This is a genomic window from Bradyrhizobium sp. LLZ17 (assembly GCF_041200145.1).
Taxonomy (GTDB): Bacteria; Pseudomonadota; Alphaproteobacteria; order Rhizobiales; family Xanthobacteraceae; genus Bradyrhizobium.
Genome location: NZ_CP165734.1, coordinates 3,285,093 through 3,300,618, shown reverse-complemented (window position 1 = coordinate 3,300,618; position 15,526 = coordinate 3,285,093). Strand labels below are relative to the sequence as shown.

The window sequence follows — 15,526 nt, the reverse complement described above, 5'->3', positions numbered from 1 at the left end:
GCTTCCTTTTTCAGAGGGTCAGGCCCAAAGGCACTTCTGAGCGCGAAATGCACCAACGCTTGCTGTTCTCCAACGTAACCCGTTGAAATCACGCCAAATGGGAGCGCCCTCCGAGCGCATCATAAATCGAAGCGGCGGTACGCCGTCGATCAATGATGATATCGACATCAAGGTCAGCCACCACCGTCCTGCTGAGGCGCCCGGTCGTCGGCATCGCGACGAGCTTCGGAGTTGGGTGCCGGAGTTCGTCGCGGTCGTGAAGCGCGGTGTGCTTCCTGTGCGGTGATGTGAACGAGCCGGTGAGCCCAAGATCGCCAATCATTTCTTCGCAATACGATCATTGAGCCATCTGCCCACATACCGTCGGATCCGGACGTCGCCGAGGTCGTCGAGAACGTTCGGTGGCAAAAGCTCATCAGTTGCGAGCAGTCTGCGCGCCGGGTGGCCGGCGTCGAGCAATTTGAGGAGACCGAGTGCGGCTGCACGGTCTCGGCTCCCTAATGCAACGACCCCGAGCAGCAACAAAGCCCTGTGTGATTGGGAATGTCCGACCCGCTCAAATATCTGAACGGCATCGGCGACGGGAAGGTGCGCTCCCACCAGAATCGTTGCAGAAGCCGCTAGCGGCGCCGACAATTTCATCAGGCGGTCTGCGGAGATCTTCCTGACGATTTCGAGCTCCACTGTGCTGGCGGTGCTCAATGCGTCGATGGCGTCGACGCGCAGCCAACCAAGCGAATTATCAGTAAAGAGCGACCAGATCTGGCGTCGAACGGCCGGTCCGCAAAGCCGGGCCGCGGCGCTCAACGCATCCCGGCGCAGCTGCTCGTCGGAGGTCTCCCTGGCCAACGCGATCAGCTTGGTCCCGATCTCATCACCGAGTGATCCGTACGTCTCTAGCGCGGCCACAGCTTCGCGCGCGATCGGGTAGGAGTCCGGCTCCTGATAGTGCGGCTCGGCGTCGGACCATCGGTCCAGAGCCAGTTGCATGAGTACCGGAAAGTGCTCCGAGTGCGGTCGGCTGCTGAGGACAGCCGTCAAACTGCGGCGGACCCGATTACCCTTGTCATTCGCAAGAGCGAGGAGCTCGGTGGGGAGTGGATCTGGCAGTCTTGATGCCAAATATTCGAGCGCGCTTTGACGCGCGTCGGCGCGATCATGGTGCAGCGCCAGCCAGACGAGAGGTTCCTCGCCAATCGTGATCGCGGCCTGAGTTGCGGCAGCTGCGTCGGCGCGGTCCGTCGCTTCCGCGAGCCACCTGCGCACAACGCCGGCCGGCTTTGACCCACTTGCGATCATCACTGGTACGATCACGCCGAGCACGGTCGAAGCCGCAGCCGGCGCTGCCGCTTCAAGCAAGGCGAGGGCAGCTGCTCCGACCGCACGTGGCCCCTGCTTGATGGTTTCGAACGCCTCAAGTAGTTCCGTCGCTTCCGGAGAGAGTGTTGCCGATAACGATTCTAACCGTTCTGCTTCGGCAAACGCTTGAACCGCATACATATCAACCAACAGATGAATGAACACCGAGGGTGAGGTTGCATGCGCCTGAAGGCAATTGATCAACGCTGACGGAGCTGCGGTGATCGCGCATTGGACCAGGGATCTGCGCAAGCTTTCATCATCCGGCTGCGACAGGATCCGGTCCGCCAGAAGCGGCTCCAACGTCGCGTCCCAACATTGGCGCGCCGCGTTCCAGCCTGCTTCCTCATCGCCGCTCTTGCGGGTCGCTTCCAGAATCGCGCGGATTTCGTCCGCTGTGACCGCAGCCTTGGAGCTGGAAACCTCCTGCGCCCAGCGCCCGGCAAAGTCTGTCAGCCGCGCGTGGTTGGCCAAGTCCTGCCAGCGGTCGGCATTGCGCATGGTTTCGATGAAGGTGTCGACGAGCACACCTGATGCGTAGTCCCTGTCGTCGTCCTGCGTCGCGTAATATTCCTCGTAACCTTTGTCGTACTCACCGTCCTCAACAGCTCGCCACTCCTTCCCGGTGTCTTCCTGGCGAGATCGTCGAATGGCCGCCAGATCGTCGAGCGCCTCGATCAATACAGCCTCGTATCCCGCGAGATCTCGCACCGCACCTTCTGCTACGGCATCGACGTTTCGATCGAACCCTGTCCCGATCAATTTGTGAGCGACCGCCAGGAACGCGGGTGTCAGGCCAGTTGCGATCCGATCGAGTTTGTCTGCGAGGTCGCGACCATAGGATCCATGGTCCTGTGGAAGCTGCTCGCGAATGAAGCGATCCGCGATAATTGCCGATCGGGGATCGGCCGAGACTCGCTGGTACCAGGCATCGTCGAAACTTGGCGGCTCCCAATCGTCGATGAAGAACGCACCGCCGCGTCTTACCCCCTTGATGAACCATCTTGCGAGCTCGGCGGGGGTGGACGCGCTTGTGCCAACGTCCGCCGCCAATTGCAGCAGGGCCTGGAAATCGGCGTCTGGGTCGATCAGGGATTCCTCGAGCCACGCGTCAATCGCGGACCGGCTTTCGTCTGACGCCTGGCAAGTGCCATCCATTCCCTCGATCGTCGCCCACAGATTGGTGGCAGCATTCAGCGCGCGGGCGGCCGTCTCCAACCCCCATGCGCGATTAGCACCGGTCAATCCAGTCAGGGCTGCAAGAAGGGACTCGAGTGCAACCTCACTGCGAGACCAGTTCTCCGTCAGGAACGTTTCGAAGCCCGCCCGCACGCTCGGATGCGCGAACGAAACCGTGCGCAGGGGCTGGCGGAGGTGGCGTGTGGCGACCAGACGGTCGATGGTCTTTTCCAACCCATCGGCCAATCCGGGGGCGGACTTTCGCAGCTGACGTTGCAGTGCAGTTAGCTGGGTACGATCGATTTGACCTCGCGCCGCAAGCAGGCCCCAGATCGCGGCGGACAGACCGATTTGATCGGTCGCACCGAGATATTTGACGACGACGCCCTCAACGGCATCTCGGTGGGCCAAACCGAGAAGGCGTTGCAAGAACGAGCGATCCGCCTCATCTGGCTGAGGCCCATCCGCGAGGCTTGTAAAGAACAACTCCAGCTCGAGCGGGGTTTCCAGCGCTTCGAGCACCTCTTGTCGAAACTTGAGTGCTTTGGGCTGTAGATCGGTCGCGAGCAGGTCCATGCGCTTGTCGTAGATATGCGCCAGCTCGCCGCTGCTGTACTGCTCCGCATTCAGCTCGATTGACCACCGCTTGAATGCGTCGTTCGCGCGGGCCTGGCCGAGCATATCGCTGCGGGAGGTTATGACATATTGATGTCCGGGACGCGCGTCCTTCAAAAGACGCGGTAGTTGCTCTGTCCAGGCTTCTGACCCGCGTCGCAGGCTGTACTGGCCCCAAGGGTCTTCGACGTAGAAGAGCGTGGGTCCGGTGTCAGTCAACCGTCTTGTAATCGAGGGTTCATCATTCGGATTCACGGCAACGATATCGAGTCGCCCGTCCTGCTGACGAGCCATATCGCAAAGAGCAATTGCCGCCAGCGTCTTTCCAGTCCCGGAAGGTCCGGTGATCACGATGGCATTTCGCTGTCGCAGGAGGGATGCCATGTCGTCGAAGTTCGACGGCTTGACGAACCCCACGAGTTCCGCTGCGCTCGCAAGGTAGCCGCCGTGAGCCCGAATCGTTGCCAACAAGTCATCGCGTGTCCAGACGCCCGGGCCGATTCCGCGCATTCTGCGTCGAGCTTCCTGGCAAAGTTGCTCGCGGCACTCGGTCTGACGAGAGTGCGGGACACGGAGCAGCTCGCTCAATATATAGCCGATCTCGAGCTCAATTAGTCGCTCTGTTGCACCGCCCCGGATTGCAATGCGTCCCTCTGGTGCCAAGGGCAGGGTCTTCCTAAGCGAGGGCGGGAATTCCAGTGGGTCCGATTGTTCCTCAAACTCGGAAACGAGCAAGTTGCGCGCGGCCCCTTTCGCGTCGGCGTTGGTGACCAACAGAAACCGCGTGTCGAGGTCGTCGAGGTGATGTTTTGCAGGCCTTCGCCTCTCGCCATGATTTAGCAATTTGTCGAGGTCATCGATCGACCACGGCTCACCCCCGCGGAATTTAACCTGGACGACAAGCTTGTAGCCACTTGCGACAATGGCACTCGGCACAACCCGGCCCGGTTCGTCGGGCTCGCAGTCGGCCTCCAGATCTTCTTCATTGGCCGGCTCTAACGTGATGCGTGTTGCCGATTTCGTAATCAGAAGCAATCGCAGAGCCGCCAGCACCGAGACGTTGAGCTGATATTCGTAGCCGGCCAGGGCTGCGGTCGCACCGCTGGTTGGGCTGGATGTGCTTTGTGACAACAGAGGATCCTGGCCCTTCATTCATACTGCGTTTGCGCAATCGAGAACTTTAAATCCCCTCGTTTATCGCGACGGTCTCCTGATCGCAACAAGGGTCTCGGCGCAATCAGTCCAGTTGTTTTGGGTGCAGGCATAGCCAATACACCAGCGAGCAATTCCAGCGCCTGATGGCCGACCACGGCAACGTCTGCGGCATGAGCCGTTCCAGCAAAGCCCGGGACATTGCCGCGATGGAGAGCTTCTTCTCGTCGCTCAAGACTGTACGGACGGAAGGCAAAACCTAGAGGGCCAGGGACCAGGCACGCTCCGGTGTGTTCGACTACAGCGACGAGTGGGTGACGTTTACATCTACCATCCCCTAAATCGGTCTAGCGCCATCGAGTGGATTGCGGTACGCGAGCTTACGCACGAACGAAAAGTGGACGTATCTGGTGCGGTTTCTGGTGCGGCCGTCGTGAGCAGGGCGACGAAGAACCAAGCAAGATACTGATATTCTTGGTGGGCCCGGCAGGATCTGAACCTGCAACCAGACCGTTATGAGCGGCCGGCTCTAACCATTGAGCTACAGGCCCCGCCGCGAGACGGCCGCGAGACTGCGCGGCTGGCAACGGTGCGCGGTTCGTTTACAGAAATGGGGGCGGGGGTGCAATGCTGGCTGGCGCGGATGGGAACGCCGGCGCAGCGATGCCGGAAATTTTTCGAATACCCGAAATCGGCGATGATGCCTTTTAGTCCTGTTTTGCCCGACGAGTCAAATCGCCCCCGTTAAGGGTTCGGCCCCTGTTCCGTAAGCCCTTGTAATCGCTAGCCTCGTCTACTGTGCATGGGGTTGTTTTCGCGCATTTTGATGGGAGGGCGTCTTCCGATCCTCTCCGATGTCACCTCGGCGCGCCTCAAGCTCGCGGCAGCGAGCAGGCCTAGTCCACCGACACCCCCGCGAACTCCACCACCTTGCGCCACTTCTCCGTCTCGTCGCTGACCAGCTTGCCGAATTCGGCCGGTGTCATCGGCTTGGGAATGCCGCCGGTCTCGGTGAGGCGCGCCACCAGCTTCGGGTCCTTCAGCGCCTCGTTGACGGCGTTGTTCAGGATCTCGACCACCTCGCTCGGCGTGCCCTTCGGCGCCGAGATGCCGTAGAAGCCGACCGATTCGAATCCCGGCACGGTCTCGGCGATCGCGGGCACGTCGGGCACGCTTGGCCAGCGCTGCGGCGAGGTCACCCCCAGTGCGCGGACGCTGCCGCCGCGCGATTGCTCGAGCGCGGAGGGAAGGTTGTCGAAGATCAGCTGCACCTTGTCGGAGATGATGTCGGGGAAGGCGAGGGCCGAGCCGCGATAGGGCACGTGGATCATGTCGCACTTCGTCATCGCCTTGAACAGCTCGGCCGACATGTGCACCGAGGTGCCGTTGCCGGACGAGGCAAAGGAGATCTTGCCGGGATTGGCCTTGCAATAGTCGACGAGCTCCTGAACCGTCTTCGCGGGAAACGCGTTGGAGACCACCAGCATGTTGGTGAGCTGCATGATGCTCGCGACCGGCACGGTGTCGCGCAGGAAGTCGAACGGCAGCTTCTTGTACAGCGAGGTCGAGATCGCGTTGTTGGGCGCGACGAACAGCAGCGTATAGCCGTCCGGCGGCGAGGCGATCGCAGCAGCTGCCGCGATGTTGCCGCCGGAGCCGGTGCGGTTCTCGACGATGAATTGCTGGCCGAGACGGTCCGACAGCCACTGCGCCATGATCCGCGCCACGATGTCGACCGGGCCGCCGGCGGCGAAGCCGATCATCCAGTGCACGGGGCGGTTGGGGTAGTCGGCGGCGGAGGCGGGCGGGGGTGCGCTGAACAGGCCCGAGATGATCGCGAGCCCGAAAACAGCGCGCCGCAAAATTCGCAACATGTCGCCTCCTATTGCTTTATTATCTTGTGCGCACATGCTTCCACAAAATCGGCTCGCTGCCTACATCGTCTCAAGTCGATGTTGACGCAGGCCCGCCGGAAACGACCATGAGATTTGCTTCGAACATGCTTCTCGCCGCGGCGGTGCTCGCAAATCCCCTTGCGGGCACGGCCACCGCGCAAACCGGAGACAAGGCCATTCCGACCACGACGATCAGCCTGGGCACCGCGACGCCCGGTGGCGGCTTCCCGCTCTACGGCAATGCGTTTGCGGCGGTGATGAACGCTGCCGATCCGTCCTTGACGATTGCCCCGCGCAACACCAAGGGCAGCAACGAGAACATCCCGCTGCTGGAGAAAAGCGAGCTCGATCTCGCGTTGGTCGCCGGCGAGCCCGCCTACGAGGCGTTCGCCGGCATCGGCCGCGCGCCAGTACGGCTGAAGATCTCACCGCGATCTATTCCAATCCCGGTCTATTCGTGGTGCGGGCGGACAGTCCTTACACGAGGATTCGCGATCTCGTCGGCCAGCCCGTCGCCTTCGGCGCAAAAGGCTCGGGCCTGCCGATCCTGGCCCGCTATGTGCTGGACGGGCTTGGCCTGAAGCAGGACGAAGATTTCAAGGCGATCTATCTCGACCGCGCCGGCGACGGCCCCGCGATGGTCGAGGACGGCCGCGTCGCAGCGCTATGGGGTGCCGGCATCGGCTGGCCCGGCTTTGTGGCGGTGGCATCGAGCGCGCCGGGCGCGCGTTTCATCGCGCCCGATGCCGAGGAGATCGCGCGCATCCGCGCCAGGCATGCGTTCCTGAAGCCGCTCACCGTGCCGGCCGGCAGCTATCCAAACCAGTCCGAGCCGATCGCCTCACTCGGCTCGTGGAGTTTCGTGCTGACACGCGAGGACCTGCCCGACGATGTCGCTTATCGGCTGGCGAAAACGTTGCACGGCGTCGAGGCGACGTTCTGCAAGACACTGGCGCAGGCCTGCGAGACCACCGCGGCGAACACGGTTGCCGCCGCGCCGAAGCCCGAGCTGATTCATCCCGGCGTGATGAAATACTTTCGCGAGATCGGCGTGGTCAAATGACGATCGCTTAAAGCGATCGTCATTCCGGGGCGCGTCGAAGACGCGAACTCCGGTGCGCACTTGCGCACACCTGAGATCTCGAGATTCCGGGCCTGGTCCTTCGGACCATCCCGGAATGACCGCTATGCGGTCACTTCTTCACCATCGCACACGCCGGGTCCGGCGGCCCAAAGGCCTTGTCGCCGGAAATGGTCGCGAGGATCTTGTAATAGTCCCACGGATATTTGCTCTCCTCCGGCGTCTTCACCTGCACCAGCCAGAGATCGTGCACCATCAGATTGTCGTCGCGTAAGCGGCCGTTGCGCGCGAAGAAATCCTCGATCGGCTTTTCCCGCATCTTCGCCGCGACCTTGAGCGGATCGTCGGTGCCGGTCTCCTTGATGGCGTTGAGATAGTGCATCACGCTGGAATAGACCCCGGCCTGCCACATCGATGGCATCTTGTTCATCTTGGCGAAATAACGCTTCGACCATTCCCGGGTCTTGTCGTCCATGTCCCAATAGAACGAGGTCGTCAGCAACAGCCCTTGCGCTGCCTGCAGGCCGAGGCCGTGGATGTCGGTGATCAGCGCCAGCAACGCCGCCATCTGCTGGCCGCCCTTGAACACGCCGAACTCCGAGCCGGTCTTGATCTCGTTCATGTTGTTGGGGGGACCTGCGGCAATGCCGATGATCTTGGCCTTGGACGCCTGCGCCTGCAGCACGAAGGAGGAGAGGTCGGGCGTTGCGAGCGGCGGCCGCACCGAGCCCAGCACCTTGCCGCCACTGGCGGTGATGACGCTCGAGGCATCGCGTTCGAGGGAGTGCCCGAACGCGTAATCGTCGGTGATGAAGAACCAGCTGTCGCCGCCGCGCTTGACCACGGCGTCCGCGGTGCCGACCGCGAGCGCGCGGGTATCGAACACCCACTGGATCGCGTAGGGCGAACAGAATTTGCCGTGGAAATCGGCGGTGCCGGTGGAGTGGGTGATGAACAGCCGCTTCTTCTCGTTGGCGATGTTCTGCACCGCGAGCCCGACCGCGGAGACCGGCACGTCGACGATCAGGTCGACCTGGTCGACGTCGTACCAGCGCCGCGCAATGGCGCCGCCGATGTCGGCCTTGAGCTGGTGATCGCCGATCACGATGCTGATCGGCTTGCCGAGCACGGTGCCGCCGAAATCGTCGATCGCCATCTGCGCCGCCGTCACCGAACCCTGGCCGGTCGGCGCGGAGGCCGGGCCGTTCATGTCGGTCAGCACGCCGATCTTGACCACATCGTCCGAAACCTGTGCCGAGGCCACGCCCGACATCAGCGTCGCTGCCAACGCGGCAGCGACCGGCAGTCCAAATCTGGCTGGATTCACGCTCGTCCTCCCTCATCGGCGCGTTGGCCGCTGTTGCTCCCGGGTATAGCCCGGCTGAATTGGTTTCTTTTGCAACTATTTGGGGGCGGGCGTCAATGTCAGGCCGCGAAACGGATTTGTCCGGCGGGCGAGGGGTCGTAGCCGGTCAGCTCCTCGGCCCGCTGCTGCAGCCGCCGTTCGCCCAGGAACCGGATCAGGACCTGCATGGCCGGGCGGAAATAGCTGCGCTGCCGCATCGCCAGATCGAAATTCTCCCAGATCAGCGGCACGAAATTGAGGCCGGCCGAGCGCGCCGCCGCGCGCGTCGCCACGCCGCAATCGGCCTGCCCGGCGCGGACCAGTTCGGCGAGATCCGATCCGGTCAGGCACGGCGTCTCGACCCGGCGCAGATCCCGCATCGTGGCGCCCGCGCGCTTTAACAGCACGTCGAGAAGCATCTGTGCGCCCGTGCCCTGTTGTCGCATCGCCATCCTGGCACCGAGCGCGAGCACGTCGGCGAGACGGTGCAGCTGCTTCGGATTGCCTGGCGGCAGCACGAGGCCCTGCTCGCGCCGCACGAAGGCGACCAGCAGCACATCGTGCAGATCCGGAGCGTCCCGCAGCGCCGTCATATTGGCGTCCGAGGCGAGATTGTCCGAGGCATCGAGGCTGTGGAAGTGGACCGCCACCGCCACCACCTCGTCGCGCTGCAGGCGCTCGAGCCCGCGCGCGCTGCCCTCGCTCATCGATCCAAGGCCTGAGCCGGATTCGCGCAGGCTCCAGTCCAGCAGTTCGTCCTGGCTGCCGCCCACGACCGGCGGCGGCTCCGCGGTCAGCATGCCCGCAGGACGTGCCATTCCGGACAGCACCCAGAGGTCGAGCGCATGCCGGGGAAAGAGCCATTTTCCGGTCACCTTGGTGCAGGGGATCGCGCCGGTGGTGACGAGTTCGTAGAGCTTGCGTTCGCCAAGGCGGAGATAGTCAGCGGCTTCGCTGGTCGTCAGGAATTCCATCCTGCATTCCTATGCAAATTCTTGCTTCTTTTTTAGACGTTCGACGCAGGTGGAATTCTGCACTTCAGTTCGGTCCGCAGCGACCATGCCCGAACATCTTGTTGCTTTGCAACACATCCCACGCGCGATTCTCGTCGTGGTGAACGATCCCGAACGCACGCATTGCCGAGATTTCCCGAGCGCGCCAATGGGCAATCGCGTCACGAGCGCGGCGCAATCCGCACTCATGATCATGAAGACGACCCACCTCACGGGGACCCATTCATGGCCGTTCGCGAACTGTCCGTCGCACTTGCGCTTCTCTGCGGCTTCGCCGCCGGCATTGCCGCGTCATCCGCTGAGGACCGCTCGATCGTCCTCTCATCGACCACATCGACGCAGGATTCAGGCCTGCTCGACTATCTGCTGCCGATTTTCCAAAACAAGACCGGCATTGAGGTCACGGTGATCGCACGACGTACCGACGAGGTGCTCGACGGAGCACGACGGGGCGAAGCCGACGTCGTGTTGATGCACTCGCGGCCGCAGGAGGAGAAATTCGTCGCTGACGGCTTTGGCGCAAAACGCTCCGACGTGATGTACAACGATTTCGTGCTGATCGGGCCGCGCAGCGATCCCGCTGGCGTAAAGGGCAAGGACATCGCAACCGCCTTGAAGGCGATCGAGGCCAAGGGAGCGCCGTTTGTGACCCGCGGCGATCGATCCGGCACGCATGCGGCGGAACTCGCGCTCTGGATCGTCGCCGGCATCGACATCGCGAGCGTCAAGGGCGCCTGGTATCGCGAGGTCGGGCAGGGCATGCGCGCGGCGCTCGAGGCCGCGCGCACGGCGAATGCTTATGTGCTGTCCGATCGCGGCAGTTGGATCTCCTTCAAGGACCGCGGCGATCTCGACATCGTCGTCGAAGGCGACAAGCGGCTGCTCAACCAGTATGGCGTGATGCTGGTGAATGCGGAGAAGCATCCGAACGTAAAGCAGGAGCTAGGCCAGATCTTTGTCGACTGGTTGATCTCGCCGGAGGGCCAGGCGGCGATCGCCGGCTACAAGGTCGATGGACAGCAGGTGTTCTTTCCGAACGCGGACAAGTCGGGCGGCTGATGTTCGCGGCGCAAGCTGTTGCCAAACCGGGCGATGCGTGGTCCATCATGACGCATGATCCAGCGCCTGCCGCCCTCGCTCACGCCGCTCGACACTGCGCTCGCCGCGCTGCTGCGCGGCGTTGATCCGGTCGCGCCGGTCGCATTGCCGCTGAGCGAAGCGATCGGCTGCGTCGCGACAGGTGCGCCGTTGCTCGCGGCTTATCCGCCTTGCGACATCGCCGCCGCGGACGGCTGGGCGTTGCGCGCCAATGATCTCGTCGGCGCGTCCTCCTATTCGCCGCTGCCTCTGACCACGCTTCCGCTGTGGGTTGATGCCGGCGATGCGATGCCGGATGGATGCGACTGCGTGCTCGATACCGACGCGGTCGAGCTGTCCGGCCCGCTCGCTCAGGTTCTGGCGGAGGGCGTGCCGGGGCAAGGCGTCAGACGCGCTGGCATCGACGTCCCCGATCGAACACCTGTCGCCGTGGAGGGATCTCCCGTCGGTGCAGCGGCCCTGCTGCTCGCACGTATCGCCGGCGCGGAAAGGCTGAGCGTGCGGCGTCCACGGCTGCGCATCGTCAACCTGCCGGGTGCAACAGCGACGATGCAGATGATTGCCGACGTCGCGCGTGCGGCGGGATTGGATGTGAGCGCGCATGAAGCCGGTGCGCGCGATGTCGCGTCGATCGCGGAGGCGCTCGATGTTTCCGCCTGCGATCTGCTGCTGACGATCGGCGGCAGCGGCGTCGGTCGCCAGGATGCCGTCGTTGCGGCACTCGTTCGGCGCGGCAGCGTGAACGCCCATGGCCTTGCGCTCCTGCCCGGACGGAGCGCAGCAGTGGGGCGGCTTGGAAGAGTTCCCGCTGTCGCCTTGCCCGGCTTGCCCGATCACGCACTCGCGGTCTGGGTTGCGCTGGTGCTCCCGCTCGTCGATCGATTGTCGGCGCGGCGGCCGCGTCGCCCGCGAACCCTGCCACTCGCGCGCAAGATCGCGTCGACTGTCGGCATCGCCGAAATTGCGCTGCTGGCCGAGGAACATCACGCGTGGACGCCGCTTGCGGTGGGTGAATGGCCGCTTCAGGCCATCGCCCGGGCGCATGCATGGTTGCTCATTCCCGGCAGCAGCGAGGGATTTGCAGCGGGCGCGGCGGTCGATGCCTATCTGATGCGGGAATGATATGGGTTCCGACATGACGAAGGTATCGCAAACGCAAGATCGCAGCGCGCGCGAGCAGGAGCAGTTCCTCGACATCCTGTCGCGCGAAGATGCGCTGGCGCGCTTTGACGCTGCCCTGTTCCCGCGCGCAATTCCGAGCGAAAGGCGCAGGCTGGCCGATGCGCTCGGCGCGGCACTGGCCGACGACGTCACGGCACCGATCGACGTGCCACCCTTCGATCGTTCCAATGTCGATGGCTTTGCGGTGCGCTCGGCAGACCTTTCAGCGGCCGGCGAAGGCGCGCCTGTCCGCCTCATTCTGAACGACGAGACCATCCACTGCGGCACGTCGCCCGCGCTGCAAGTGGCGGCGGGAACTGCGACCCCGATCGCCACCGGCGGACAGGTGCCGCGCGGCGCTGACGCCGTCATCATGGTCGAGCACACCCAGCCGGCCGGTCCAGATGCGATCGACGTCCGTCGCGCCGCGTCGCCAGGGCAATTCGTGTCCTACGCCGGGTCCGACATCGCGCGCGGCGAGGCGCTGCTGCGCGCCCGCACGATGATCGGCTCGCGCGAGATCGGCATGCTCGCCGCCTGCGGGATCGCGGAAGTCAATGTCGCGCGCAAGCCGCGTGTCGCCGTCATCTCTACTGGCGACGAACTGGTCCAGCCCGGTGAGGTGCTTGCACCGGCCGCGATCTACGATACCAACGGTGCAATCGTCGCGGCCGCGATCGACGAGAATGGCGGGGAGGCAATTTTCCTCGGTGCCATTCCCGACGACGAGGCAAAGCTCGAATCCGCCATGCGTCGCGCGCTGACTGACGCCGACATGCTGGTGCTGTCAGGCGGCACGTCGAAAGGCGCCGGCGACCTGTCCCATCGCATCATCGGTCGGCTCGGCCAGCCCGGCATCATCGCGCATGGCGTGGCGCTCAAGCCCGGCAAGCCGCTGTGCCTTGCGGTCTGCGACGGCAAGCCGGTGGTGATCCTGCCGGGCTTCCCGACCTCGGCGATGTTCACGTTCCACGACATGATCGTGCCGGTGCTGCGCAAGATGGCGGGCCTGCCGCCGCGCTCCGATACCAAGGTCAGCGCGACCGTGCCGGTGCGGATCGCATCCGAGCTCGGTCGCACCGAATTCGTGATGGTCTCGTTGGTCGAGGGCAGGGATGGTTTGATCGCCTATCCGTCCGGCAAGGGGTCCGGCGCGATCACGTCCTTTGCGCAGGCCGACGGCTTCCTGCGCATTGATGCGCTCGCCGACCAGATGCCGGCCGGCTCCGCTGCCGAGGTGACGCTGTTCACGCCGCATGTGCGCGTGCCGGATCTCGTCATCGTGGGCAGCCACTGCACTGGCCTCGATCTCGTCACCGCGCCGCTCGCGCAGGCCGGCCTGACCGTGCGCTCGATCGCCGTCGGCAGTCTCGGTGGACTTGCAGCAGCGCGGCGCGGCGAATGCGATCTCGCGCCGATCCATCTGTTCGACGACAATACTGAGACCTACAACGCGCCCTATCTGGTCGAGGGGCTGGAGCTCGTACCGGGCTGGCGGCGGATGCAGGGCATCGTGTTTCGCAAAGGCGACAAACGTTTCGAGGGACTCGGGGCGAAGCAGGCCGTTGCCGCCGCGCTGACCGATGCCGCCTGCATCATGGTCAACCGCAACCAGGGCGCCGGCACACGCATCCTGATCGATCGGCTGCTCGGCGGCGCGCGGCCGGAAGGCTATTGGAACCAGCCGCGCTCGCACAATGCGGTTGCCGCGGCCATCGCGCAGAACCGCGCCGACTGGGGCATGACCATTGCGCCGGTCGCCCACGGCGTCGGCCTCGGTTTCATTCCGCTCGCGGAAGAGCATTATGACTTCGCGCTGGTGACAGCGCGCAAGCAGCGCCCCGCGGTGCAGGCGTTTCTCAACGCGCTCGGTTCGGACGCCGCCCGCGCAGCGCTGGAACGAGCCGGATTCCGACCGGCCTAGACGAACAAGCGTTCAGGCCGGGCGGCTCTCATCCACTGCCGCCAGCCGTTCCGCTTCGGCGATGTCCTCGACCGTGTTGGCGTTGAAGAACGGGTCGAGCGGCTCGGTCGGCCACCTCACCGTCGCGAGCGGATAGCGGGCGGTCCAGCGGTCGATCTTGCGGAGGTCCTCGACCACCAGCGCGTGACGCAGTTGGTCGCGCAGGTCCACGCGCCACAACCCGATCACGGGATGCGACTGATCGCCGGATGCAGCGACCGCGAGCTGCGCGTTCTCTCGCTCGCGTGCCTCATGCAGGCGCGCAACGAGATCGCGCGGCAGGAACGGACAGTCGCCGGCGGCGCTGAGCACCCATTCGATCTCCGGCCGGTTCGTCCCGGCCCAGTCGAGCGCGGCGAGGATGCCGGCGAGTGGACCGGGAAAGCCGGGCACGTCGTCCGCAACGATCGTCAGCCCGAACGCAGCGAAGCGCGCGGGATCGCCATTGGCATTGAGGATCAATCCGTCGCATTGCGGCTGCAGCCGCGCGATCACGCGCTCCAGAATGGTGCGGCCGCCGATGGAGCGCATCGGCTTGTCGCCGCCGCCCATGCGTCGTGCGAGACCGCCGGCGAGCAGCACGCCGACAGTCGACGGAAAGCTCGTCGGCGGAGTTTCAGTCGTCACCACTTTCGCCCTTGCGCTTGTGCTTCGCCGCCTCTTCCTCGACATAAGCGAGGTTCTGGTCGTAGACGATCCGCTCTTCGCCCGCGAGGGCGATGAAGCGCTTTCCCGCGCGCGCCCGACCAATGTCAGTCCGACTTGGCGGGCGAGATCGACGCCCCAGGCGGTGAAGCCGGAGCGCGAGACCAGGATCGGAATTCCCATGCGCACGGCCTTGATCACCATCTCCGAGGTGAGGCGCCCCGTCGTGTAGAGGATCTTGTCGCCAGCATCGACGCCGTGGCGGTACATCCAGCCCGCGATCTTGTCGACGGCGTTGTGGCGGCCGACGTCCTCGGTGTAACACAGCGGTTCGCCCTGCTTGCAGAGCACGCAGCCGTGGATCGCGCCTGCCTCCAGATAGAGCGAGGGCATGGTGTTGATGGTCTGGGTCATCTGGTAGAGCCAGGATGTGCGCAGCTCGGCTTTCGGCAGCGCAACGCTTTCCACCGCTTCGAGCAGGTCGCCGAAGGCGGTGCCCTGCGCGCAGCCCGAGGTCTGCGTGCGCTTCTTCAGCTTGGTCTCGAAATTGGTGTGGTGCTCGGTGCGCACGACGACGACCTGGAGGTCGTCGTCGTATTCGACATCGGTGACGGCGTCATTGTATTTCAGCATGTTCTGGTTGAGCAAATAGCCCAGCGCCAGATATTCGGGATAGTCGCCGATCGTCATCATGGTGACGATCTCCTGGGCGTTCAGGTAGAGCGTCAGCGGCCGCTCCATCGGCACCTTGATCTCGACCCTGGCGCCTGTCTGGTCGGTCCCCGTGACGCTCTGGGTCAGGCGCGGGTCGTCCGGGTTCGGGAGGATGAGCGGTACCGGGGCTTTGTCGATCTTCATCATGGCCGCGACGTTAGCATGACATTCGGGTCAGGCCGATATAAGCATGCAGGCGGAAGACGAAAATGCCTCTCGTCGTCATTGCGAGCGAAGCAAAGCAATCCGGAGTCTTTCCTCGGTGGCAGTCTGGATTGCGTCGCTTCGCTCGCAATGACGGAGAAG

General features: G+C 64.0%; 9 protein-coding genes, 1 tRNA gene and 3 pseudogenes. 5 read left to right on the top strand and 8 right to left on the bottom strand.

Annotation, left to right across the window (positions count from 1 at the left end; translation table 11 throughout):
* Positions 1 to 88: 88 nt before the first annotated feature.
* Both AB8Z38_RS16235 and AB8Z38_RS16230 read right to left on the bottom strand, forming a co-directional pair.
* On the bottom strand, positions 89 to 322 hold the full coding sequence (locus tag AB8Z38_RS16235; RefSeq protein WP_369726090.1) for a hypothetical protein: 234 nt from the start codon (positions 320 to 322) through the stop codon (positions 89 to 91).
* A complete protein-coding gene (locus AB8Z38_RS16230; RefSeq protein WP_369726089.1) occupies positions 319 to 4,305 on the bottom strand; it encodes a hypothetical protein in 3,987 nt (1,328 codons plus the stop codon). Before AB8Z38_RS16230 ends, AB8Z38_RS16235 begins: the two co-directional genes overlap by 4 nt.
* 113 nt (positions 4,306 to 4,418) lie before the next feature.
* Between AB8Z38_RS16230 and AB8Z38_RS16225 the strand changes: the two are divergent.
* Positions 4,419 to 4,565 (top strand): annotated as a pseudogene (locus AB8Z38_RS16225) (IS3 family transposase); the annotation flags it as partial.
* Positions 4,566 to 4,780: 215 nt separating this feature from the next.
* On the opposite strand, the gene AB8Z38_RS16220 reads toward AB8Z38_RS16225, so the two are convergent.
* Together AB8Z38_RS16220 and AB8Z38_RS16215 are read right to left on the bottom strand one after the other, a co-directional pair.
* Positions 4,781 to 4,856, bottom strand: a tRNA-Ile gene (locus tag AB8Z38_RS16220).
* A gap of 345 nt (positions 4,857 to 5,201) precedes the next feature.
* Complete coding sequence (locus AB8Z38_RS16215) at positions 5,202 to 6,179, bottom strand: Bug family tripartite tricarboxylate transporter substrate binding protein (protein ID WP_369726088.1); 978 nt, start codon at positions 6,177 to 6,179, stop codon at positions 5,202 to 5,204.
* Positions 6,180 to 6,286: 107 nt separating this feature from the next.
* Here AB8Z38_RS16215 and AB8Z38_RS16210 point away from each other — a divergent pair.
* Positions 6,287 to 7,263, top strand: a pseudogene (locus tag AB8Z38_RS16210) (TAXI family TRAP transporter solute-binding subunit).
* A 130-nt stretch (positions 7,264 to 7,393) separates the two neighbouring features.
* Here AB8Z38_RS16210 and AB8Z38_RS16205 read toward each other — a convergent pair.
* Positions 7,394 to 8,608, bottom strand: a complete 1,215-nt coding sequence (locus AB8Z38_RS16205) for an ABC transporter substrate-binding protein (protein WP_369726087.1) — start codon at positions 8,606 to 8,608, stop codon at positions 7,394 to 7,396.
* 98 nt (positions 8,609 to 8,706) lie between these two features.
* A complete protein-coding gene (locus AB8Z38_RS16200) occupies positions 8,707 to 9,600 on the bottom strand; it encodes a substrate-binding domain-containing protein (RefSeq protein ID WP_369726086.1) in 894 nt (297 codons plus the stop codon).
* Positions 9,601 to 9,864: 264 nt separating this feature from the next.
* On the opposite strand from AB8Z38_RS16200, the gene AB8Z38_RS16195 reads away from it, so the two are divergent.
* The 3 genes from AB8Z38_RS16195 to AB8Z38_RS16185 are packed head-to-tail and all read left to right on the top strand — an operon-like array spanning position 9,865 to position 13,822.
* Positions 9,865 to 10,698, top strand: coding sequence for a substrate-binding domain-containing protein (locus AB8Z38_RS16195; RefSeq protein ID WP_369726085.1), 834 nt, complete (start codon positions 9,865 to 9,867; stop codon positions 10,696 to 10,698).
* Between the two features lie 54 nt (positions 10,699 to 10,752).
* Complete coding sequence (locus AB8Z38_RS16190) at positions 10,753 to 11,859, top strand: molybdopterin-binding protein (protein WP_369726084.1); 1,107 nt, start codon at positions 10,753 to 10,755, stop codon at positions 11,857 to 11,859.
* A 13-nt stretch (positions 11,860 to 11,872) separates the two neighbouring features.
* On the top strand, positions 11,873 to 13,822 hold the full coding sequence (locus AB8Z38_RS16185) for a molybdopterin biosynthesis protein (protein ID WP_369726083.1): 1,950 nt from the start codon (positions 11,873 to 11,875) through the stop codon (positions 13,820 to 13,822).
* A 12-nt stretch (positions 13,823 to 13,834) separates the two neighbouring features.
* Here the strand turns inward: AB8Z38_RS16185 and mobA are convergent, their stop codons facing one another.
* Positions 13,835 to 14,533, bottom strand: a complete 699-nt coding sequence (gene mobA / locus AB8Z38_RS16180) for a molybdenum cofactor guanylyltransferase MobA (protein WP_369726082.1) — start codon at positions 14,531 to 14,533, stop codon at positions 13,835 to 13,837.
* Positions 14,478 to 15,367 (bottom strand): annotated as a pseudogene (gene fdhD, locus AB8Z38_RS16175) (formate dehydrogenase accessory sulfurtransferase FdhD). The gene mobA and the pseudogene fdhD overlap by 56 nt, the downstream one beginning before the upstream one ends.
* Between the last annotated feature and the right edge of the window lie 159 nt (positions 15,368 to 15,526).